General features: G+C 61.6%; 17 protein-coding genes. 15 read left to right on the plus strand and 2 right to left on the minus strand.

The window, feature by feature from the left end:
* Nucleotides 1–251 precede the first annotated feature (251 nt).
* The 12 genes from glgA (at nucleotide 252) to BFP95_RS05200 (ending at nucleotide 16,157) form a co-directional block, all read left to right on the plus strand.
* On the plus strand, nucleotides 252–1,805 hold the full coding sequence (gene glgA / locus BFP95_RS05145; protein WP_083207047.1) for a glycogen synthase GlgA: 1,554 nt from the start codon (nucleotides 252–254) through the stop codon (nucleotides 1,803–1,805).
* 20 nt (nucleotides 1,806–1,825) lie between these two features.
* Nucleotides 1,826–3,577 carry a malto-oligosyltrehalose trehalohydrolase gene (treZ, locus tag BFP95_RS05150; RefSeq protein WP_065909452.1) on the plus strand — a complete coding sequence of 584 codons (1,752 nt, stop codon included), beginning with the start codon at nucleotides 1,826–1,828 and terminating at the stop codon, nucleotides 3,575–3,577.
* The gene (gene malQ / locus BFP95_RS05155; protein ID WP_065909454.1) at nucleotides 3,574–5,658 is read left to right on the plus strand and encodes a 4-alpha-glucanotransferase; all 2,085 of its coding nucleotides are present in this window, start codon (nucleotides 3,574–3,576) and stop codon (nucleotides 5,656–5,658) included. Before treZ ends, malQ begins: the two co-directional genes overlap by 4 nt.
* Complete coding sequence (locus BFP95_RS05160; protein ID WP_065909456.1) at nucleotides 5,655–8,405, plus strand: malto-oligosyltrehalose synthase; 2,751 nt, start codon at nucleotides 5,655–5,657, stop codon at nucleotides 8,403–8,405. Before malQ ends, BFP95_RS05160 begins: the two co-directional genes overlap by 4 nt.
* 24 nt (nucleotides 8,406–8,429) lie before the next feature.
* On the plus strand, nucleotides 8,430–8,702 hold the full coding sequence (locus BFP95_RS05165) for a DUF2934 domain-containing protein (protein ID WP_065872955.1): 273 nt from the start codon (nucleotides 8,430–8,432) through the stop codon (nucleotides 8,700–8,702).
* A 119-nt stretch (nucleotides 8,703–8,821) separates the two neighbouring features.
* On the plus strand, nucleotides 8,822–10,981 hold the full coding sequence (gene glgX / locus BFP95_RS05170; protein WP_065909458.1) for a glycogen debranching protein GlgX: 2,160 nt from the start codon (nucleotides 8,822–8,824) through the stop codon (nucleotides 10,979–10,981).
* 1 nt (nucleotide 10,982) lies between these two features.
* Nucleotides 10,983–11,981 carry an acyl-CoA dehydrogenase family protein gene (locus tag BFP95_RS05175; RefSeq protein WP_065872953.1) on the plus strand — a complete coding sequence of 333 codons (999 nt, stop codon included), beginning with the start codon at nucleotides 10,983–10,985 and terminating at the stop codon, nucleotides 11,979–11,981.
* The gene (locus BFP95_RS05180) at nucleotides 11,978–12,736 is read left to right on the plus strand and encodes a PIG-L deacetylase family protein (RefSeq protein ID WP_065872952.1); all 759 of its coding nucleotides are present in this window, start codon (nucleotides 11,978–11,980) and stop codon (nucleotides 12,734–12,736) included. Before BFP95_RS05175 ends, BFP95_RS05180 begins: the two co-directional genes overlap by 4 nt.
* Entirely contained in the window at nucleotides 12,733–13,332 is a 600-nt protein-coding gene (locus BFP95_RS05185) for an SAM-dependent methyltransferase (RefSeq protein ID WP_065880591.1), read from the plus strand. The genes BFP95_RS05180 and BFP95_RS05185 overlap by 4 nt, the downstream gene beginning before the upstream one ends.
* Nucleotides 13,329–13,988, plus strand: coding sequence for a glycosyltransferase (locus BFP95_RS05190; RefSeq protein ID WP_065872950.1), 660 nt, complete (start codon nucleotides 13,329–13,331; stop codon nucleotides 13,986–13,988). The genes BFP95_RS05185 and BFP95_RS05190 overlap by 4 nt, the downstream gene beginning before the upstream one ends.
* Before the next feature lie 179 nt (nucleotides 13,989–14,167).
* Nucleotides 14,168–14,929 (plus strand): PIG-L deacetylase family protein, encoded by a 762-nt coding sequence (locus BFP95_RS05195; RefSeq protein WP_065872949.1) that lies wholly within the window; start codon nucleotides 14,168–14,170, stop codon nucleotides 14,927–14,929.
* A gap of 193 nt (nucleotides 14,930–15,122) precedes the next feature.
* Nucleotides 15,123–16,157, plus strand: coding sequence for an alpha/beta fold hydrolase (locus tag BFP95_RS05200; RefSeq protein ID WP_065880592.1), 1,035 nt, complete (start codon nucleotides 15,123–15,125; stop codon nucleotides 16,155–16,157).
* Here the strand turns inward: BFP95_RS05200 and BFP95_RS05205 are convergent.
* A complete protein-coding gene (locus tag BFP95_RS05205; RefSeq protein ID WP_049713116.1) occupies nucleotides 16,135–17,562 on the minus strand; it encodes an amino acid permease in 1,428 nt (475 codons plus the stop codon). The genes BFP95_RS05200 and BFP95_RS05205 overlap by 23 nt on opposite strands.
* A 57-nt stretch (nucleotides 17,563–17,619) precedes the next feature.
* Nucleotides 17,620–18,654 (minus strand): histone deacetylase family protein, encoded by a 1,035-nt coding sequence (locus tag BFP95_RS05210; protein ID WP_065880593.1) that lies wholly within the window; start codon nucleotides 18,652–18,654, stop codon nucleotides 17,620–17,622.
* Nucleotides 18,655–18,771: 117 nt separating this feature from the next.
* Here BFP95_RS05210 and BFP95_RS05215 point away from each other — a divergent pair, with 117 nt between their 5' ends.
* From BFP95_RS05215 to BFP95_RS30200, 3 genes are all read left to right on the plus strand, one after another.
* Nucleotides 18,772–19,266: an Lrp/AsnC family transcriptional regulator gene (locus BFP95_RS05215; RefSeq protein ID WP_065872946.1), complete on the plus strand. Its 495-nt coding sequence runs from the start codon at nucleotides 18,772–18,774 to the stop codon at nucleotides 19,264–19,266.
* A 185-nt stretch (nucleotides 19,267–19,451) separates the two neighbouring features.
* Entirely contained in the window at nucleotides 19,452–21,611 is a 2,160-nt protein-coding gene (locus tag BFP95_RS05220; protein WP_065880594.1) for a TonB-dependent siderophore receptor, read from the plus strand.
* A gap of 164 nt (nucleotides 21,612–21,775) precedes the next feature.
* Nucleotides 21,776–23,272, plus strand: a complete 1,497-nt coding sequence (locus BFP95_RS30200) for a methyl-accepting chemotaxis protein (protein WP_065872944.1) — start codon at nucleotides 21,776–21,778, stop codon at nucleotides 23,270–23,272.
* Nucleotides 23,273–23,318: the final 46 nt, after the last annotated feature.

Raw genomic sequence — 23,318 nt, forward strand, 5'->3', positions numbered from 1 at the left:
GATGGGTCCGTTTCAAAACAAAAACCCCGCGAAAATAATCGAAACTTTCCAACTCTGCCATAGGTCAGGTTTAGGGTAAGGCGCGCACAAGCGGTTCATACCAGATGCCGTCTATCCAATCTTTTTAAGCTAACCGTGCAACTGGCATACGCCTTGCCAGTTTTGTCATGCGCTTGTGCGCCTGGCCGCAGGATGCGGTCATCGGAGCTAATGGCAGCGGGCCATTAGCCGACCAACACGTGGAGATAACTATGATCAGTGCCGCTGCAAGTATTCAGGGAGAGCGTGTTAGTCAGCCAGTTGGCGGGTCGACCTCTTTGGTCGACCTCAACACGGTGCGGCCCGTCCCGAGCCACAATCCAAATCGTAAAAAGGTCCTGTTCGTCACTTCCGAATTTGCCGACCTGGTCAAGACCGGCGGCCTGGGCGATGTGTCTGCGGCGCTGCCGCGAGCCATGGCCCACCTGCACGATGTGCGGGTGCTGATCCCCGGTTACCCGCAGGTGATGGAAAGCGATAACCCGATCCATATCATTGGTGAGCTGGGTGGCCACGCCGCGTTGCCGCCGTGCAAGATCGGGCGCATGGACCTCAAGGACGGCCTGGTCATCTATGTATTGATCTGCCCCGAGCTTTACGAACGGGAAGGCACACCCTACGGCGCCAACAACGGCCGCGACTGGCCGGACAACCATATTCGCTTCGCCCGCCTGGGCCTGGCCGCCGCTGACATGGCCGCCAACCTGGCGCAGATCCACTGGTGCCCGGACCTGGTGCACGCCCACGACTGGCCCGCTGGCCTGGCGCCGGCCTATATGCACTGGCGTGGGTCACGCACCCCGACGCTGTTCACCATCCATAACCTGGCCTACCAGGGCGTGATCAGCCTGGCCTCCACGCCTGAGCTGGGGATTCCCCCTCACGCCTTGCAACAGGAAGGCATGGAGTTCTACGGCAAGATGTCGTTCCTCAAGGCCGGCATGGCGTATTCCAGCCATATCACCACCGTGAGCGCCACCTACGCCCGGGAAATCACCACCCCGGAATTCGGCTGCGGCCTTGATGGCTTTTTGGCCAGCAAGACCCAGCAAGGTCTGCTCAGCGGCATTCCCAACGGGATCGAAGACAGCTGGGAAACCTCCACTGACCCGCACCTGACGCACAACTTCAACATCGGCGACTGGGAAGGCAAGGCGGTCAACGCCGCTCAAGTGCGCAACCTGTTCGGTTTGAATGAGTCGACCGGCCCGCTGTTCGCCGTGGTGTCGCGCCTGGTGTTCCAGAAAGGCCTCGACCTCACCGAAGCCGTTGCCAGCTTTATCGTCGAGCAAGGTGGGCAGATCGCTATCATCGGTCGCGGCGAGCCGGAAGAAGAGAACGCCATGCGTGAACTGGCGCTGCGCTTCCCAGGCCAAATCGGCGTGCGCATCGGTTTTAACGAGACCGATGCCCGACGCATGTTCGCCGGCAGCGATTTCCTGTTGATGCCGTCGCGCTACGAGCCCTGCGGTCTCAGCCAAATGTATGCCCAGCGCTTCGGTTCGCTGCCCGTCGCCCGTAACACCGGTGGCTTGGCCGACACCATCGAAAATGGCGTGACCGGATTCCTGTTCAATGAATCCACCGTCGACAGCTACAAAGAAGCCTTGAACCGCGCGTTCAAGGTGTTTGCCTTCCCAGGCCTGCTCAACGCCATGCGCAGCCGGGCGATGACGCAGCCGTTCAACTGGAGCCAGGCGGTGGAACCCTACGCCGAGCTCTACGAACAACTGGTGGCGAAGGCACTGGGGAAATCCGCTAAATAATCGAAGGAAGGTCTCTATAGATGCCGTTACGGACTCTGGAAACCTGGCCCCACGGCGCAATCATGCTGGACGCGCAACACACGCGTTTTGCCTTGTGGGCGCCAGACGCGTTTTATGTCAGCGTTGAATTGGAAGATGGCAAGTCCGTCGCCATGCTGCCTCAGGCAGATGGCTGGTTCGAAACAGAAATCAAGTGCCCTGCGGGCACGCGCTACCGCTACAACATTGACGGAGAAATGGATGTACCCGACCCGGCGTCCAGGGCTCAAGCCTCGGACGTACATGGTTGGAGCCTGGTAGTCGACCCGCTCGCCTATCAGTGGCGACACAGCAATTGGCAAGGCCGCCCCTGGCACGAAGCAGTGATCTACGAACTGCATGTCGGTGCACTGGGCGGTTACGCAGACGTCGAGAAACACCTGCCACGCCTGGCTGAGCTGGGTATCACCGCGATTGAATTAATGCCTTTGGCGCAATTTCCCGGCGAACGCAACTGGGGCTACGACGGGGTCCTGCCCTACGCGCCTCAAGCTTCCTACGGCACCCCCGAACAGCTCAAGCACCTGATCGACAGCGCCCACGAGCATGGCCTGGCGGTGATCCTTGACGTGGTCTACAACCACTTCGGGCCCGACGGCAACTACCTGGGGCAATACGCCAAGGGTTTCTTCCAGGAAGACGTGCACACCCCATGGGGCGCGGGTATCGACTTCGATCGCCGTGAAGTGCGCGACTTCTTCCTGGATAACGCCTTGATGTGGCTGCTCGAATACCGCTTCGACGGGCTGCGCCTGGACGCGGTGCATGCCATCGACAATCCGGAGTTTCTCCAAGAGTTGGCCCACCGGGTTCGCGAACAAGTGGACACGGGTCGGCACGTCTGGCTGACCCTGGAAAACGAACTGAATCAGGCCGGCCTTCTTGAGTACGAGCGCGATTTCGACGCGCAATGGAACGATGACTTCCACAACGTCATGCACGTCTTGCTGACGGGCGAGACGGATGCCTATTACAGCGACTTTGCCCATGACCCTACGGCTAAATTGGCCCGTTGCCTGAGCGAAGGTTTTATCTACCAGGGCCACACCACTCGGCATGGCCATGAGCGCGGTGAACCCAGTGGGCATCTGCCACCGACCGCGTTTGTAGCGTTTTTGCAGAACCACGACCAGATCGGCAACCGCGCTCTGGGCGAACGCTTGCACCAACTCTGCTCGCCCCAGGCGTTGGAGGCCGCGACCGCCCTGCTGTTGCTGTCGCCGATGATTCCGCTGATGTTCATGGGTGACGAGGTGAATGCCAGCGAGCCATTCCTGTTCTTCACCGACCATCACGGCGAGTTGGCCGAAGCGGTACGTGAAGGACGGCGCAGTGAGTTTGCTGACTTCGCCGCGTTCAAGGACCCGGAACGACGTGAACGCATTCCCGATCCCAACGACGCGTCCACCTTTCTACAATCGGCACCGTCGTTTACCGATAACTCACACGCCCAGCTCTACCGCCAACTGCTGAGCCTGCGCCACCATCACATCGTGCCGCACTTGCCGGGCAGCGTGGCACTGGGCGCCGAGGTGTTGGCCGAGGGCGCCGTCACTGCCCGTTGGCGCCTGGGTAACGGCAGCCGGCTGCAGATCGACCTCAACCTGAGCGCCACGGCCCTGGATCATCCGGCGACGGCCCCCGTCCTGTTCGAAACGCCTGCCAACGCCGGCACACACTTGCCGCCGTACAGCGCACGCGTCACCTTATCCCCTGTTGGAGAGCACCCTTGAGCGAAGCGAACCTGGAAATCCTCGCCAGCCGAGCGGGCCTGGCCGTCGATTGGATCGACGCAAACGGTCGCCCGCAACGAGTGAAAGCCGACGCCCTGCGCGCCGTTCTCAAAGGCCTGGGCCACCCGGCCGACAGCGATGCCGAGATCGACGCCAGCCTGTACGAACTGGAGCAGGTGCAACAAGACAAACACCTGCCACCCTTGATGACCATCGACAGCGGCGAAGGGCTGGACCTGGCGCGCTACTTTGAACCTGACACCGCGTGCCGGGTCAGCCTTGAAGACGGCGAAACCCTGGAACTGCGGCTTGATGGCAACGCAGTGCTGCCGGGCATCATTGCCCTCGGCTACCACCACGTGCAGATCGCCGGCCAGACGTTCACCCTGGCCGTCGCCCCCACCCATTGCTACAGCGTGGCTGAAGCCGTCGACACACAACCCGCCCGCGCCTGGGGCGTCAGCGCGCAACTGTATTCCTTGCGCCGCCTGGGTGATGGCGGCTTTGGCGACACCCTGGCCCTGGAGCACCTGGCCCGCTCGGCCGCCGAACGCGGCGCCGACGCCCTGGCGATCAGCCCGATGCACGCGATGTTCAGCGCCGACACCGGGCGCTACAGCCCCTACTCGCCATCGAGTCGCTTGTTCCTCAACGGCTTGTACGCTTCGCCTGGCTGCATCCTGGGTGAGCGCGAAGTGCGCAACGCCATCGAGGCCATCGGCCTGACAGATGAATTGCACGATCTGGAGCAGCACACCCTGATCGACTGGCCCACGGCCGCCAAGGCCAAGCAACGACTATTGCGTGCACTGTATGAAGACTTCCGTCACGGCCACCACCCACAACACGCCGATTTCCTGAGTTTCCGCCAGGCCGGTGGCGAGGCGCTGGAAAACCACTGCCGCTTCGAAGCCGTGCAAGCCGCACGTGCCGCGAAGGGTGAAGACCTTGACTGGCGCCACTGGCCGCAGGATTGGCGCACGCCCCAGAGTCCGGCCCTGGCGCAGTTCGCCGAAGAAAACCGCGATGAAATCGGCTACTTCGCCTTCAGCCAATGGCTGATCGCCCGTTGCCTTGAGCGCGCACAGCAGGCCGCCCGAGGCAGCGGCATGGGCGTCGGTTTGATCGCCGACCTGGCCGTGGGCGCCGACGGCGGCGGCAGCCAGGCCTGGAGCCGCCAGGATGAGTTGCTCGCCAACCTGACCGTCGGCGCGCCGCCCGACATCCTCAACCGTGCCGGCCAGGGCTGGGGCATATCCGCGTTCTCGCCTGAAGGCCTCAAGCGCCATGGTTTTCGCGCCTTCATCGAAATGCTGCGTGCCAACTTCGCCCACGCTGGCGGCTTGCGTATCGACCATGTGATGGGCCTGCAACGCCTGTGGGTGATCCCCATGGACGCCTCGCCCAGGGACGGCGCCTACCTGTATTACCCGGTGGACGACCTGTTGCGCCTGCTGGCGTTGGAATCCCACCGCCACCAGGCGATTGTGCTCGGTGAAGACCTCGGCACGGTGCCGGATGGCCTGCGCGAAAAACTCATCGCCCGCTCTATTCTGGGCATGCGCGTGTTGCTGTTCGAGCAAAACCACGAAGGCCAGTTCAGGCCGATCCTCGACTGGCCCGACAACGCGCTGGCGACCACCAGCACCCACGACTTGCCTACGCTCAACGGTTGGTGGCACAGCCGTGATATCGACTGGAACATCCAGCTCGGCCTGATCGATGCGCCGACCGTGGAGCAATGGAGCGAACACCGCCTGCGCGAACGCCAGGCACTGCGCCAGGCCTTGAGCCAGGACCCGCAGAATTTCGTCGAAGAAATTCGCAATGAAACCGACCATATGATCGACGCCAGCGTGCGCTACCTCGGCCACACCCGCGCGCCGCTGGTTTTGCTGCCGCTGGAGGACGCGCTGGGCGTCGAAGAACAGCCCAACCTGCCCGGCACCACCGACACCCACCCCAACTGGCGCCGCCGCCTGCCGGGTGAAGCCTCCAGCCTGCTCGACAATGCCGGAGCCGCCCGCCGCCTCGAACTATTGGCCGTCGCGCGCAACCAAGCCTATGAGCGTGACCGATGAAAGCACTGCCCCTGCGCGCCACCCAGCGCCTGCAATTCCATAAAGGTTTTACCCTCGATGATGCGGTGCCCCTGGTGCCGTATTTCGCCCAATTGGGCATCAGTCATCTGTATGCCTCGCCACTGCTCAGCGCCCGCGCCGGGTCCATGCATGGCTACGACGTGGTCGACCCCACCAGCGTCAACCCGGAACTGGGCGGCGAAGCGGCCTTGCGCCGCTTGGTCGCGGCGCTGCGTGAGCACAATATGGGGCTGATCCTCGATATCGTCTCCAACCACATGGCGGTGGGCGGCGCGGATAACCCTTGGTGGCTGGACCTGCTGGAGTGGGGTCGCCTGAGCCCCTACAGCGAGTTCTTCGATATTCAGTGGCATTCGCCCGACCCGTTGCTCAAGGGCCAATTGCTGATGCCATTCCTAGGCAGCGATTATGGCGAAGCCCTGCAGACCGGCGCCCTGACCTTGAAGTTCGACGCCCCCCACGGCGCGTTCTACGTCGAGCATTACGAACACCGCTTCCCGATCTGCCCAAAGGAATACGCAGCGATCCTGGGCACCGGTGAACTGCTCAAGCCCTTGGCGGAGCGCTTTTCCGCCCTTGCCTACCAAGACGACGCCTACCATGAGGCGCAGTGGCTGAAGCAGGCCTTGGCCGAACGTGCCACCGAGGTGTTGCCGGCCATTGAACAACGGCTGGCCGAGTTCGACGGGCGCCAACCCGAGGGCTTCAACCGCCTGCATCAGTTGCTCGAACAACAGGCCTACCGCCTGGCCAGCTGGCGCACCGCTGCGGACGATATCAACTGGCGTCGTTTCTTCGATGTCAACGAACTCGGCGGCCTGCGCGTAGAACGCACTGCGGTGTTCGAAGCCACCCACGGCAAAATCTTCGAACTGATCAGCGAAGGCCTGGTAGATGGCCTGCGCATCGACCATATCGACGGCCTGGCCGACCCGCGCGGTTACTGCCGCAAGCTGCGCCGCCGCGTCGATTCGCTGTCGCCAGAGCGGCATCTGCCGATCTTTGTGGAAAAAATCCTCGGAGATGGCGAAACCCTGCGTGAAGACTGGCAAGTGGACGGCACCACCGGCTACGAATTCATGAACCAGCTCTCGCTGCTGCAACATCACCCGGACGGCTTTGAGCCATTGGCCGACTTGTGGACGCGCCACAGCGAACGGCCTTCGGCCTTCATTGAGGAAGCCCGACTGGCGCGCCAGCAAATCCTCAACGGTTCACTCGGCGGCGACTTTGAAAGCGTGGCGCGCGCGCTGCTGCAAGTGGCCCGCGACGATGTGATGACCCGCGACCTGACCCTGGGCGCGATCCGCCGTGCCTTGCAGGAACTGATCGTGCACTTCCCGGTGTACCGCACCTACATCAGTGCCCGTGGGCGCAGCGCCGCCGACGACAAGGTATTCCAGCAAGCCATGGAGGGCGCTCGCACGACCCTGGGTGAAGGCGACTGGCCAGTACTCGAGCACCTGGAGAAATGGCTGGGCGGCCAGCCGTGGCGCAATCGGCCTGTGGGCCGTGAACGCAAGATCCTCAAGCATGCCTGCGTGCGCTTCCAGCAACTGACGTCGCCCGCGGCCGCCAAGGCCGTGGAAGACACGGCGTTCTATCGTTCGGCGGTATTGCTATCGCGCAATGACGTGGGCTTCAGCACTGAGCAGTTCAGCGCGCCGTTGGCCGATTTTCATGCGGTCAACGGGCAACGCTTGCAGAGCTTCCCCGACAACCTGCTGGCCACCGCCACCCACGACCACAAGCGCGGCGAAGACACGCGCGCGCGCCTGGCGGTGATCAGCGAGTGCGCGCCGTGGTACGTCGAGCAAGTGGAGCACTGGCGCACCCTCGCCGCCCCGTTGCGTACCGATGCAAACACGCCGTCAGCCGGCGATGAATTGATCCTCTACCAGGCACTGCTGGGCAGTTGGCCGCTGGACCTGGCCGCCGACTTCGAGGGTTACCAGCAGCGCCTGTGGCAGTGGCAACAAAAAGCCCTGCGCGAAGCCAAGTTGCAGAGCAGTTGGAGCGCGCCCAACGAGGCCTATGAACAAGGCGTCGAGGCATTCCTGTCGCTGCTGTTGCTCAGCGACGAAGGCCACCCATTGCGCACCGCTATCGGTAACGCCGCCCAGGTGATTGCCCCGGCCGGCGCGTTGAATGGCCTGGCGCAATCCTTGCTTCGCATCACTGTGCCGGGTGTGCCGGACCTGTACCAGGGCGATGAGTTCTGGGACTTCAGCCTGGTGGACCCGGACAACCGCCGCCCGGTGGATTTCAATGCACGGCAACACGCATTGGATACACCACCGGACATTGGCGAACTGCTGTTCAACTGGCGCGACGGGCGTATCAAACAGGCGCTGATTGCTCAGGTGCTGGCCGTGCGCAAGGCCCATCCCGAGCTGTTCCGCAGCGGCACCTACACACCGCTGGACGTGGTTGGCAAGCACGCTGAACGCGTGGTCGCGTTCTGTCGTGAACACCAGGGCAAACGCCTGCTGGTGGTGGTGCCACGCTGGCCCCATCGCTTGCTTGAAAACGGTGTGCATCCCCAGATCAATGCGCAGGTTTGGGGCGATACGCGGGTGAAATTACCGTTCGCCGCGACAACCCAAAACTGGAAGGGACTTTTTCATACAGGCGCAGTCACACCAGACAAGGAGCTGTTGGTTAGCACTGCCCTGGGGGATTTCCCGGTCAATGTCTTTATCAATCCTGATGATCAAGAAAGCTGAAAATTTTCTGCGAGGAGCATTGTGATGAGTACTGAAGACAAACGCATACGCGAGCTGGCGCATCAGATCTGGGAGTCCGAAGGCAAACCCCACGGTGAAGATGCACGGCACTGGGAAATGGCGCGCAAGCTGGCGGAAGCCGAAGCGTTGACGCCAAGCAAGCCAAAGGCGGGGGCCAAGCCCAAGGCAAGCGCGCCTAAACCGTCGCCAAAAGCCAAGCCGCCAGCACCAGCGGCCAGCAAGCCAGCACCAGCGGCCGCTAAAAAGCCGCCGGCGCCGAAGAAGCCCAAGCCTTGACCTCACACCTCTTGCCGGCGCCGTCGGCAAGAGGTGATTTCTTATTCCAAATTGTCAGCTGAAATCTCGTCAGCAGGGCCGCGTTCGGCCTGAAAAAAGACCCTTGCAGGAGCAACACAATGAGCAAACCCGATAAAATCTCACCGACGCCGGACAGCGAACCGTCGCGGATTCGTGAAGGTTTGCCCTTCCCACTTGGCGCGACCTGGGACGGTCTGGGCGTCAACTTTGCACTGTTCTCGGCAAATGCCACCAAGGTTGAGCTGTGCCTGTTCGATGACACCGGTGAGGTGGAGCTTGAGCGTATTGAACTGCCGGAATACACCGACGAAATCTTCCACGGTTACCTGCCCGACGCCCACCCCGGGCTGATTTACGGCTACCGTGTCTACGGTGCATACGACCCGGCCAACGGCCACCGCTTCAACCACAACAAATTGCTGATCGACCCCTATGCCAAACAGCTGGTGGGCGAACTCAAATGGTCGGAGGCGCTGTTCGGCTACACCATCGGCCACCCCGACGACGACCTCAGCTTCGACGAACGCGACAGCGCGCCCTTCGTGCCCAAGTGCAAGGTCATCGACCCGGCACACACCTGGGGCAACGACCAGCCGGTGCGTGTGCCGTGGGACCGTACGATCATTTATGAAACCCACTTGCGCGGCATCAGCATGCGCCACCCTTCCGTGGGCGAATCCGTGCGCGGCACCTGCGCCGGTCTTATGGAAGATGATGTACTCAAGCACATCCGCCAGTTAGGCATTTCCTCCGTCGAATTGCTGCCGGTACACGCATTTGTCAACGACCAGCATCTGCTGGAAAAGGGCATGACCAACTACTGGGGCTACAACAGCATCGCGTTTTTCGCCCCGGACCCGCGCTACCTGGCCAGCGGCAAGATCGCCGAGTTCAAGGAGATGGTCGCGCACCTGCATGAACAGAAGCTCGAGGTGATCCTCGATGTGGTCTACAACCACACCGCCGAAGGCAACGAACGCGGCCCGACCCTGTCCATGCGTGGCATCGACAACGCCTCGTACTACCGCCTGATGCCGGATGACAAACGTTTCTACATCAACGATTCCGGCACCGGTAATACCCTGGACCTGAGCCACCCGTGCGTGCTGCAGATGGTCACTGACTCGCTGCGTTACTGGGCGACAGAGATGCACGTCGACGGTTTCCGCTTCGACCTGGCGACCATCCTCGGGCGCTATCGCGACGGTTTCGACGAGCGCCACAGCTTCCTCGTGGCCTGCCGCCAGGACCCGGTGCTGCGCCAGCTGAAAATGATCGCCGAGCCTTGGGACTGCGGCCCTGGTGGCTACCAAGTGGGCAATTTCCCGCCGGGCTGGGTGGAATGGAATGACCGCTTCCGCGACACCGTGCGCGCGTTCTGGAAAGGTGATGACGGCCAGTTGGCGGATTTCGCCGCACGCATGACCGCGTCGGGCGAGATGTTCAATCATCGCGGCCGTCGCCCTTACAGCTCGGTGAATTTCATCACCGCGCACGATGGTTTCACCTTGCACGACCTGGTGTCGTACAACGACAAACACAACGAAGCCAACGACGAGAACAACCAGGACGGCAGCAACAACAACCTGTCGTGGAACCATGGCGTCGAAGGCCCGACCGAAGATCCCGAGATCAACGCACTGCGCCTGCGCCAGATGCGTAACTTCTTCGCAACGCTGCTGTTGTCACAAGGCACGCCGATGCTCGTGGCCGGGGACGAATTTGCCCGCACTCAGCACGGCAACAATAATGCCTACTGCCAGGACAGCGAGATCGGCTGGGTCAACTGGGATTTGGACGACGACGGAAAGGCGCTGCTCAAGTTTGTAAAACGCCTGATCAAGCTACGCTTGGCCTACCCGATCCTGCGTCGCGGGCGCTTCCTGGTCGGCGATTACAACGAAGATATCGGCGTGAAGGACGTAACGTGGCTATCGCCAGATGGCACCGAGATGAGCACCGAACAGTGGGAAGACAGCCACGGTCGCTGCCTGGGCATGTTGATGGATGGCCGCGCCCAGGAAACCGGGATTCGCCGTGCCGGCGCGGATGCGACCTTGCTGCTGGTGGTCAACGCCCACCACGACATGGTCAATTTCCGCCTGCCGCCAGTGCCAGAGGGTGAGTTCTGGACCTGCATGCTCGACACCAACGAGCCCGCTGTGCGTGGTCAGGAACGTTTCGACTTTGAACATGAATACGCGGTGACCGGCCGCTCGCTGCTACTGTTTGAGCTGCAGCGCGAAGACGAGGTGTGAGATGGCGTTGCATGGATTCCTTCAAGGCTACCGGGGCTATGCGGACACGCAAGCCCTGGGCGCGGCCCTGAAGGCACTTCAGGAGGAAGGCCTGGACCAACTGCCCTTGCCGGGCAGCGGCCAGACATTGGAACGGTTCAGCCGCTTGGCGCAGGTGGCAGGTCATGACCTGCGCCTGTGCAAGCTGTTTGAAGGCCATACCGATGCCCTGGCAATTATCGCCGAGCTCAACAGCCCGTTGCCGCCCTTGGGCAGTACATGGGGTATGTGGGCGGCCGAACCACCCACGGCCAAGGTGCATGTGCGCAAAGAGGGCCATCGCCTGCTGGTGCAAGGGCGTAAAGCCTGGTGTTCCGGCGCCGCGGTGGTCAGCCATGGGTTGTTGACGGCCTGGGACGAAGAGAATCGCCAGCAGTTGGTGGCAGTGGACATGGACCAACCCGGCATCACCGTCACTGACGAGGGCTGGAATGCCGTGGGCATGGCGGCCACCGGCAGTGTGGAAGTCGTGTTTGATGGGGCCTGGGGGCTTGCCGTGGGCGGCCCCGGTGATTACCTCGCCCGCCCTGGTTTCTGGCAGGGCGGGATTGGTATCGCGGCCTGCTGGTACGGCGCGGCGCAACGCCTGGCGGAAGTCCTGCGTGAACAATGCAATAAACGCCCGGAACCGCATGCCCTCGCCCACCTAGGCGCCGTCGACAGTGCATTGAACAGTGCCGCCTGCGTGCTGCGCGCCAGTGCCGAACACGTCGACCGCGAACCGCAGGCTGACGCCAGGGCGTTGGCCCAACAGACGCGCGCCTGCATCGAAGACACGGTTGAGCAAGTGATTCGCCACGTTGGTCGCGCGGTCGGTGCGGGCCCCTATTGCAAGGACCCGCACTTCGCCCAGTTGATGGCGGACCTGCCGGTGTATGTGCGCCAAAGCCATGCCGAGCGCGACTTGGCCGGTCTTGGCGAACTGGCCGCCGGCGCCCCCACAGGCAGGTGGCAGCTATGAAAGCCAATCCGATTGTTGGACAGGGTACGCCGCTGCAGCACTGGCAGGCGTCGCCGAAAATGGCCGAGTTGCCACAGATCAGCGTCGAGCAGTTGGTGCCAGAAGGCCATCGTGCGGTGATCATTGCGCCGCATCCGGATGACGAAGTGCTGGGTTGCGGCGGGCTGATGCAGGGTTTGGCGGCGCTGGGCCGGCCGATCCAGTTGATTTCAGTCACCGATGGCAGCGCCAGTCATCCCGGTTCGCAACGTTGGCCAGTTGAGCGCTTGAGCGTGGTGCGCCCCCAGGAGTCAGCACAGGCCCTGCATCGTCTGGGCCTGCCTGCCCACAGCTTGAAATGGCTGCGCGCGGGTTTTAGCGACAGCAAGGTCGCGGCCCGCGAGGACGAACTCGCTGCGTTTATCCAGCGCTACCTCAAACCCAACGACGTCGTGTTCACCACTTGGCGCGAAGACGGCCATTGCGACCATGAGGCCGTTGGCCGTGCCAGCGCCAAGGCATCCGAGGCCGTGGGCGCAACCCTGTATGAGGTGCCTGTGTGGACCTGGCACTGGGCAACCCCCGAAAACAGCCTGGTGCCCTGGCATCGCGCGCGCAAGATCCCGCTGAGCTGCGAAGCCATCGCCCGCAAGCGCCACGCCATCCATGCCTTCGCCAGCCAGTTGGAAGGCGACCCGCAGGTCGGCCTCGCGCCGGTGCTCGCGCCCTATGTGGTGGAGCGCTTGTTGCAGCCTTTTGAAGTGGTGTTCGTATGAGTGTGGCCACGCCTTACTTCGACCAGTTGTTCGCCGAGAACGACGACCCCTGGGCGTTTCGCCAACGCTGGTACGAGCGACGCAAACGCGCACTGACCCTGGCGATACTTACGCGGCCGCGCTACGCCTCGGTGTTCGAGCCCGGTTGCGCAAATGGCGAGCTGAGCTTCGAGCTGGCGCCACGTTGTGACCGCCTGTTGTGTTGCGACACCGCCGCCGCCGCCGTGGCGCTGGCGAGTAGCCGCCTGTTGGGTTTCCCGCATGCACAAGTGCGACAGAGTCGCTTGCCCGAACAGTGGCCCACCGGCCAGTTCGAGCTGATCGTATTGAGCGAGCTGTGCTACTACCTTGACGCAGATGACCTGAGTGAGTTGATCGATCGCGCCCGCGCCTCGCTTACCGACGACGGCCAGGTGCTGGCCTGCCACTGGCGCCCGCCTATCGAAGGTTGCCCGCAGACTGCCGAGCAGGTGCACGCGCTGCTCCAGCAGCGCCTGGACATGCCGCGGATCGCAAGCTATCACGAACACGACTTTCTTCTTGATCTATGGAGCCGCGATGGCACCTCGGTCGCCACCCTTGAGGGCTTGCGATGATCGGCATTCTGATCCCGGTACATAACGAAGAGGCGTTGCTGGGCGACTGCCTTGAAGCGGCGCTGATCGCGGCTGGCCACCCCGGATTGATGGGCGAAGCAGTCACTATCCTGGTCGTGCTCGACAGTTGCAGCGATGGCAGTGCCGCCATTGCCCAGGCCTACCCGGTGCAGTACCTCGAAGTCCAGGCGCGCAATGTGGGGCATGTGCGCGGCGTTGGCGCGCGCCACCTGCTCAATCAGGGCGCGCGCTGGATCTCCTGCACGGACGCCGACAGCCGGGTTGCCCCGGACTGGCTGGTGGCGCAGCTGGCGCTGGGGGTGGATGCGGTGTGCGGCACTGTCACGGTGGACGCCTGGAGCGAAGATTTCGACCCCGCTGCACAAATTCGTTATCTGCAAGGTTATGAGGCCCGTGACGGTCATCGGCACATCCACGGTGCCAACCTGGGCGTGAGCGCTGGCGCTTATGTCCGCGCCGGCGGTTTCGAACCGCTGGCGTGCCATGAAGATGTCCAGTTGGTGCGCAACCTTGAGCGGTGCGGCGCCTCCATCGCCTGGAGCCATACGCCGCAAGTGATCACCAGTGCGCGCCTGGACGCCCGCGCACAAGGCGGGTTTGGCGATTATTTGAAGAGTTTGATGCACGCCACTTAAAAAACGACGTTGCTGAATGTAAAAACGACCAATCCTTGTCTATGCTGAGGACGCCTTGCTGGTATTCCACGGTTAGAGTGCCATGCAGCCACTGCGGCGGAGCCTGTGGTGGGTATAAGAGAGTCGTCCCGCCCACGGGGCACGACCCACAGCATCAATCGACAAGGATGTAACACCCCATGAAGCTTGCTTCCTTAAGCGACGGCCGTTGCGGTACGGCGCAAATCTGGAACAGCGCCCCGCAGCTGGCGCAAATCCTTCCGATCACCGCGTCCTCACTGGTACCCGCTGGCGCGCGCGTGGTCATCATCGCCCCGCATCCCGGCGACGAAGTGCTGGCCTGTGGCGGCTTGCTGCAGTTGCTCAGTACCCTGGAACACCCGCTGCAACTGATCTCCATCACCGACGGCAGTGCCAGCCACCCGGGGTCCAACATATGGCCGGCGAGCCGCTTGAGCGTGGTGCGCCCGCAGGAAAGCGTCGAAGCCCTGCGCCGCCTGGGCATGCCGTTGCACAGCCTGAAGTGGATACGTGGCGGGTTCTGCGATACCGCCCTCGCCGCCCGGGAAGTACAACTGAGCCAGTTCATCGCGCGTTACCTGCAGCCTGGCGACGCGGTGTTCAGCACCTGGCGCAATGACGGCAATGCCGACCATGACGCAGTCGGCCGTGCCAGCGCCAAGGCGTGCAGCCTGGTCGGCGCGCAGCTGCATGAATTGCCGATCTGGGCCTGGCACTGGCCCGCCCGAGAGGGGGCGATCATCCCCTGGCAACGGGCGCGCAAAGTGCGCCTGGACAGCTGGAGCGTGGCGCGCAAACTCCATGCCGTCCACGCCTATGCCAGCCAGTTGGCCGGCGACCCGGAAATCGGCCTGGCGCCCATGCTGGCCCAGGTGCTGCTGGAGCGTATGCGCGAGCCTTATGAGATCGTGCTGTCGTAAAACCTCACCTGGCCATTCCTGTTGTGTTTGATGCTTGTTGAGTGTGAGGGTCGGATTGCAGGCTTGTATCGCAGTGTGTACAGAGCCCATGGCGCTACACCGGCTTTAACCCGGCGGGTTTCCTGAAACAGGCCAGATACAGCCCGGCGTTTCACTGAGCACCCGGCACACATCAAGCCGCAGGAGGCTCGCCATGCACGCTCAGTTGAATCGCCGCTCCAAACGCCACCCTCTTTTCCTGACCTTTGCCCTGTTGCCGTTCGGCGTCCTGGGCATGGCTCACGCGGAAATGCCCGAGGCGCCTATTCGGGCCGTCGCCAGCACTCAGACGGCCTTAGGGGCCCTCAAGCACGTCAACGCCGGCCTGCTGGACGTGGCCTATGCCGAAGTCGGCCCGGCGACAGGCCCAGTGGTGATCCTGCTACACGGCTGGCCCTACGACATTGACAGCTACGCCCAGGTGGCGCCGTTGCTGGCGGCCAAGGGTTATCGCGTGCTGATCCCTTACGCCCGCGGTTATGGCGACACGCGTTTTCTCTCGGATAAAACCCTGCGTAACGGCCAACCGGCCGCACTGGCCAGTGATGTGATCGACTTCATGGACGCGCTGAAGATCAAGCAAGCCGTGCTCGGCGGTTATGACTGGGGCGCCCGCTCGGCAGACATCGTTTCCGCGCTGTGGCCTGAGCGGGTCAAAGCGCTGGTGTCGGTCAGCGGTTACCTGATCGGCAACCAGGCGGCGGGCAAAACCCCTTTGCCGCCTAAAGCCGAGCTGCAATGGTGGTACCAGTTTTACTTTGCCACCGAACGCGGCGCGGATGGCTACCAGAAAAACACACACGACTTCGCCAAACTGATCTGGCAGCTGGCCTCACCGCACTGGACGTTCGATGACGCCACGTTCGAGCGCAGCGCCAAAGGCCTGGAGAACCCGGATCACGTGGCGATCACCGTGTTCAACTACCGCTGGCGCCTGGGCCTGGTCCAGGGCGAACCCCAATACGAACCGCTGGAGCAGAAACTCGCCCAGGCGCCATCGATTGGCGTGCCGACCATCACCCTCGAAGGTGACGCCAACGGCGCGCCGCACCCGGCCCCCGGCGACTACGCCAAGCGCTTTACCGGCAAGTATGCGTTTCGCCTGATCAATGGCGGCGTGGGCCACAACCTGCCGCAGGAAGCGCCCGAGGCGTTTGCCAAGGCCGTCATTGATGCGGATCACCTGTGACCGAGTGTGTCGCCTTCATCCAATGGGCACCCTTGAAGCGCGAAAACTGGTAAGCGATCCCCAGCCAGATAAACCAGGCCGGCATCACGTACAGCGCCAAGCGTGTATCCGGCCGCAGCGCCAACAGGCCGAGTACAAACGCGAGAAACGCCAGGGAAAACCAGGCCATCGGCACACCACCAGGCATCTTGTAGATGGATTTCGCGTGCAGGTCCGGGCGTTTTTTACGGTAGGCGATGTAGGACGCGAGGATGGTCGACCACGTGAAAATCACCAGGATCGCTGACACCGTGGACACAATGGTGAAGGCGGTCATCACCTCGGGTACCACAAACAGCAATACCAGCCCCAATAGCATCAGCAGGGTGGTAAACGCCAGGCTGATAAACGGCACGCTGCTGTTCGACAACCGCCCAAAAATGCCCGGGGCATCCCCCAGGTCGGCCAACCCGAACAGCATGCGGCTGGCCGAAAATACGCCACTGTTGGCCGATGACGCCGCCGAGGTGAGTACCACGAAATTCACAATGCCCGCAGCGGCCGGAAAACCTGCGACCAGGAACAACTCAACAAACGGGCTTTTGCTCGGCGAGACTTGCTGCCACGAGGTCACGGCGATGATGCACGCCAGGGCCAGCACGTAGAACAGGATGATGCGCAGCGGGATCGAGTTGATCGCCTTGGGCAACGTGCGCTCTGGCGAGCGGGTTTCGGCGGCGGCCGTGCCAATCAGTTCGGTGCCGGCGAAAGAAAAAATCGCCATCTGGAAGCCGGCAAAGAAGCCGAAAAGACCATTGGGAAACGCTGCCTGTTTGTCCAGCAAATGGGTCAGCGAAGCCGTGACGCCGGTCGGCGAAACAAACGAGCTGGCGATCAGCACCACACTCACGCCAATCAAGGTCACCACCGCGATGATTTTGATGATCGCGAACCAGAACTCCACTTCGCCAAACAGCTTGACCGTCAGCACGTTCAGCGCGAACAGCGTGAGCAACATACCCACCGCTGGCATCCACGCCGGCACATCCGGAAACCAGTACTGGAAGAAGCCGCCGACCACCACAGCATCCCCCACCACCGCTACGCTCCAGCTCAACCAGTACGACCAGCCGAGAAAGAACGCCGCGCGCGGCCCCAGGTACGCCCCGGCAAAGTCGGCGAAGCTCTTGAAGTTGAGGTTGGACAGCAGCAGCTCGCCCATGGCGCGCATCACGAAATACACGAACAGCCCAATGATCATGTAGATCAGGATGATCGAGGTGCCGGACAGCGCAATGATCTTGCCGGAGCCCATGAACAGGCCAGTGCCGATCGCACCGCCCATGGCCATCAACTGGATATGGCGGTTGCTCAGGGTACGTTGCAACGCAGGCTTTTCATAAAGCCCGGGCGTGGTTGTTTTCATCACAAAACCTCTTGTTATGTTTTTGAGTTTTGGCAGAAGAAAAGTCGACGGTTGTTGTTATTGGGTTTTGCTTTCGAAACCGTGCAGCACGTTGACGGCATTGATGCCGATTTCATCGACCATGTAGCCGCCTTCCATCACGAACAGCGTGGGCACGCCGACGCTGGCGATGATTTCGCCCATGCCGAGGAAGTCCGCGCTGTCGAGGAGGAAGTGGCTGATGGGGTCATCCTTGAAGGTGTCGACGCCGAGGGAGATCACCAGTACGTCGGGTGCAAAACGGCGCAGTTGTTGGCAGGCGTCGACAAGGGCGGTTTGGTAGTGGTCCCACGTGGTGTTTTTTGGCAACGGGTAATTGAGGTTGAAGCCCTCCCCCGCACCTGCGCCGCGCTCACTGCTGGCACCGGAGAAATACGGATAGGACACCGCCGGGTCGCCATGCAGGGAAATGAACATCACGTCCGGGCGGTCGTAGAAAATATTCTGCGTGCCGTTGCCGTGGTGAAAATCCACATCCAGCACCGCCACGCGCTTGGCGCCTTGGGTGATGGCTTGCTGCGCGGCAATCGCGGCGTTGTTGAGGTAGCAATAGCCGCCCATGTATTCACGCGCCGCGTGATGGCCCGGTGGGCGGCACAGGGCGAAGGCGCTGTAATGGCCTTCATCCAACAGTGCCAGGCCGGTCAAGGCGATATCGGCGCTGGTTTTTACCGCCTCCCACGTAGTGCGGGTAATCGGCGAGCCGGCGTCCATGGCGAAGAAACCCAACTTGCCATCGATGAAATCCGGCACTTGTTGGTTGGCCAAGTCCCGGACCGGCCACACCAGGGGCAGCGCGTCATGGCTGCGGCCAATGGCGGTCCATTCGGCCCAAGCGGTTTCGAGGAATGCCACGTAGCGCTCGCTGTGGGCGTTGACATAACAGGCCCGGTCAAAGCGCCGCGGTACGATGATATCGCCCAAGCCAACCTGCCTGACGCGGTCACGCACGGTGTCGGCGCGGCTCGGTTGTTCGAACGAGGGTTTGAGCACGCCGTCCTTCAGTTCGGTGCCATGGTGCAAACGGTGGGCTTCGCTAAAAACAGTCAGCATGTGGGTCATCCGTCAGTAAAAGACAGGGTCTATTTTGTTCTGGCAACGCCGGGCTTTCTTTGCTTTTAATTACGACACTGTTAGCTTTATCGGGAATATTTACCCTATGAGCCCACAATTGTGAAAAATAAAACCAAACAGGTCGCTCTTGATGACACTGATCTCGCCATCCTCGCCCTGCTGCAGGAAGACGCCAGTATTTCCAACGCTCAACTCAGCGAGCGTTTATCCCTGAGCCTCACGCCCTGCTGGCGCCGACGCAAACGCCTGGAAGAAGAAGGCGTGATCAAGGACTACCAGGCCAACCTCGATCGCAAGATGCTCGGGCTGGACATCATGGCCTTTGTGCATGTGCGTTTTGCCATCCACACCGACCATGCGCCTGACGCCTTCGAGGCCGTGGTGAAAGAGCTGCCGCAGGTGTTGTCGTGCCACAAGATCACAGGTGATGCGGATTACCTGTTGCAAGTGCTGGCGGAAGATCTGGACAGCTACAGCGAGTTTGTCGAGAGCGTGCTGAGGCGCCAGTTGGGGATTGCGTCGATCCAGTCGAGCCTGGCGTTGCGAGAGGTGAAGGCGACAAGCCGGGTGGCCATTCCCAAGCGCGACTGAGCGGCCCTACCTGGGGGTGCGTTTGGAGATTGATGGCTAAACGCCCCATCCGCCACATGTGAAAAATTCGTTAACTAATTCTCCCTGAAGGCTTTTTCCTCCCGACTCAATCTGCCAAACTGATGCGAATAATTATCAACATCTTTATTATTCGCCACGGACGGCATTCGGGGAGGTTCAGTTCCATGCCTGTGCAACAACACGGCGGCAAAGGTTTTTCACCCAGTTTAATGGCGTTGGCTGTCTGTCTTGCAAGCGCCCAAGCGGCCTTTGCCGCGGACACTGAAACGCCAGCAACCACGCTTGAGCTGGGTGCCACGCAAATCTCCGGGGAGCAGCAGCTTGGCGAAACCACCGAAGGCACGCAGTCCTACACCACCGGCGCGATGAAAACGGCGACCAAGCTGCCATTGACCATGCGTGAGACCCCGCAGGCCGTCACGGTGATCACCCGCCAACGCATGGACGACCAGGCCATGACCAGCGTCAATGACGTGGTCAAGAACACTCCCGGCCTGTTCCTCAGCCAATCCAGCGGCCCCGGTCGGCATACCTATAAATCACGCGGGTTCGACATCGACAACATGATGTTCGACGGCATCCCCAGTTCGTATTCTGGCTACGCCAACAGCGTGCAGCCCAACTTAGCGATGTTCGACCGGGTGGAAGTGATTCGTGGCGCTACCGGACTGGTCACCGGCGCGGGCAACCCTTCGGCTGCGATCAACTTTGTGCGCAAGCGTCCCACTGCCACGCCGCAGGTTTCGATCACCGGTGCTGCCGGCAGTTGGGATGATTATCGCGGCGAATTCGACGCTTCCAGCGCCTTGAATGACAGCGGCACCCTGCGCGGTCGCGTGGTGGGTTCATACCGGGACGCCAACAGTTTCCGCAAGGGTGAAGAAAGCGATCACGGACTGTTCTATGCCATCGGCGAAGCCGACCTCAGCGAAAACACCACGGCGACCCTGGGCTTCTCGCGCCAGGAAGATCAGACCAACCACTTCTGGGGCGGCTTGCCGATCGGCACTGACGGCCACCACCTGAACCTGCCTCGCTCCACCAACCCCGGCTCGGACTGGGAAAACAAGAAACTGACCATCGACACGGTATTTGGTGATATCGAGCATCGCTTCGCCAACGATTGGAAACTCCACATCGCCGGCTCCTCATCACAGTTGGACGGTGTATTCACCGGTACCTACCAGTCGCGCTATGAAACCACCCTGGCGCGCACCGCCTACCAATCGCACCAGGATGACAAGCAATACGGGCTGGACACCTTCTTCAGCGGCCCGGTCGAAGCCTTCGGTCGTACCCATGAAGTGGTGGTGGGCACCAGCAAACGCATCTATGACGCCACCTCCAAGGAGTTCAGCCCCTACGACACCAACTACCCACTCAATGGCGCAAAGCCGAACTTCGTACGCGACGGCAAAGGCCACAGCATCACCACCCAGGATGGGGTTTACTTGACAACCCGCCTGAACCTGGCAGACCCGCTCAAGGTCATCCTGGGCGCCCGTGTGGACTGGTATGACTACGATGACCGCCAGGGCGATGGCGACTACAAAGTCACCCGCAACCTCACACGCTACGCCGGGGTGATCTACGACCTTGACGAGCACCATTCGGTCTACGCCAGCTATACCGATATCTTCACGCCGCAGACAAGTCGGGATTTTTCGGACAAACCCTTGGAACCTATCGTCGGTGAAAACTACGAAGTCGGCATCAAGGGCGAGTACTTCAACGGTGCGCTCAACGCCAGCCTGGCAGTATTCCAGATCGACCAGAAAAACCGCGCGACATTGCCTGACAGCCAGGTGGGATGCCCGATCACCGCCTGCTACGAAGCGTCCGGACTGGTTCGCAGCCAGGGTATAGATCTGGAGCTGCAAGGTTCCCTCACTGAGAACTGGCAAGTCGGCGGTGGCTTTACCTACACCCGTGCGCATTACGTCAAGGACACCAAGCCTGCCAATAACAACCAGCGTTTCGACACCGACACCCCAGAGCGCCTGTTCAAACTCACCACCTCCTATCGCTTCCAGGGCCCGCTGGAAAAACTGCGCATCGGTGGCAACGTTTACTGGCAAAGCCGCATGTACAACGATGTGGTGCTCGCCAACAGCAATACCTATCGCCTGGAACAAGGCAGCTATGCAGTTGCAGACGTTATGGCCGGGTACCAGGTAAACAAGCATCTGGACCTGCAGTTGAACGTGAACAACATCTTTGACCGCACCTACTACTCGGCAATCGCCACCAGCCCGATCTGGGGTTCCACCGACACCTACGGCAACCCACGCAGCTTTGGCGTCACGGCCAAATACAGCTTCTGACCTCACCTTTATAAACGGCTAGCCGACCGGGTAGCCGTTCCTCAAGTCCCTTCTCTTGATGCCGATATACCTTTGGCAACACTCAATCCAATAAAAATAAAACACCCAACTTGCTCCACCCTGCCCCCGCTTTGTTTCGACCAGACCCCATGGAGTCAGTGTGAATGCCCACCCCCGCGCGTTTTTTCGAGCACTACCGTAAAGCCGACCGCATCATGCTGGCGTTGATCTGGCTGATGTTTTTGTTTTCGCTGGGCCTGGCGTTCTGGCACGACACATTGATGCAGGCCGTGATCGTGGGCGGCGGCACCGGCGTGGTGCTCACTGCGCTTTATCGAGCCCTTGGCGGAACCCGCGTGATGCGCTGCGCATTAGGCGCGGGCCTGATGGTGATGGCGGCATTGCACATCAACCAGGCGCAGGGGGTGATCGAAGCGCACTTCGGGATCTTCGCGCTGCTGGCGGTCCTGACGTTTTATCGCGACTGGCTGCCGATCCTGATCGCAGCGGCGACAATTGCCGTGCACCACGTGGTGTTCCATGCGCTGCAACATCAAGGTTTCCCGGTATTCGTGATGGAACACCACGGCGGCTGGACCATGGTGTTCGTTCACGCCTTCTACGTGGTGATGGAAACCGTTGCCCTGCTCTACCTGGCCGTGCACAGCCAGGCCGAAGCAGTCGAGAGTCAGGAAATGCTCGAGAAAATGCTCGCGGTCACTTCTCAGCTCACCGTTGAGGCCGACAGCGCTGACAAAGGCACAATGCGCGTTTCCCTGGCCAAGCGTTTCGACCACTTCCTGCAACAGATCACCCACCTGATCGACGGCGTCGCCCGTGACTCCCACGGCCTCGGCCAACTCGGCCAGGAACTGGCAGACGCCAGCGGCACCCTGGAAAAAGGCGCGCGGCATCAGTTGGCAGAAATCACCCAGATGACCGGCTCGATGCAGCGCATGGAAGACGCCATGGGCCACATCGCCGTACACGTCGAACATGCCGTGGATCACGCAGGCAAAGCCAGTCAACAAGTCCTGCGCGGCCAGGAAAGCGTGAGCCGCGCCCAGCAGGAAATCACCCAATTGGCCTCACGCCTCAACGGCACGCACGAGACCGTGCAAGGCCTGGCCACACAAGCCGAACACATCGGCACCGTACTGGAAGTCATCAGCAGCATCGCCAACCAAACCAACCTTCTCGCCCTCAACGCCGCCATCGAAGCCGCCCGCGCCGGCGAGCAAGGCCGTGGCTTCGCGGTGGTCGCCGACGAAGTCCGCAGCCTGGCGCAGCGCACGGCGGTGTCCACCCAAGAAATCAAAACCATCATCGAAAGCCTGCAACACGGCAGCCGCCAAGCCGTAGAAGCCATGCACGACAGCCGCCAGGGCGTCGAACGTTGCGTGGAAGACAGCCAGGTGGCGGTCGATATGCTGCGCGCGGTAGGCAATGACATCGCGCACATCGACGACCTGAATGGGCGGATCGTGACCACCACCCGCGAACAGACGTCGGCGAACCTGGAGATTGTCGGGCGGTTGCAGTCGGTGCAAAGCATTGCGCAGAGCACAGCGGATGATGTGGAGATGTTGGCGAGGAGCAGTGAACGGTTACCGCCGATTGCGGTGAGGTTGGATGCGTTGGGGAGGCGGTTTCATCAGTGATGAGGCCTGCGCTGCCTGCAAAGGACACTGCTTTTAGCATACGATG

Source organism: Pseudomonas sp. 58 R 12, assembly GCF_900005865.1.
In the GTDB taxonomy this organism is placed as follows: domain Bacteria; phylum Pseudomonadota; class Gammaproteobacteria; order Pseudomonadales; family Pseudomonadaceae; genus Aquipseudomonas; species Aquipseudomonas tritici.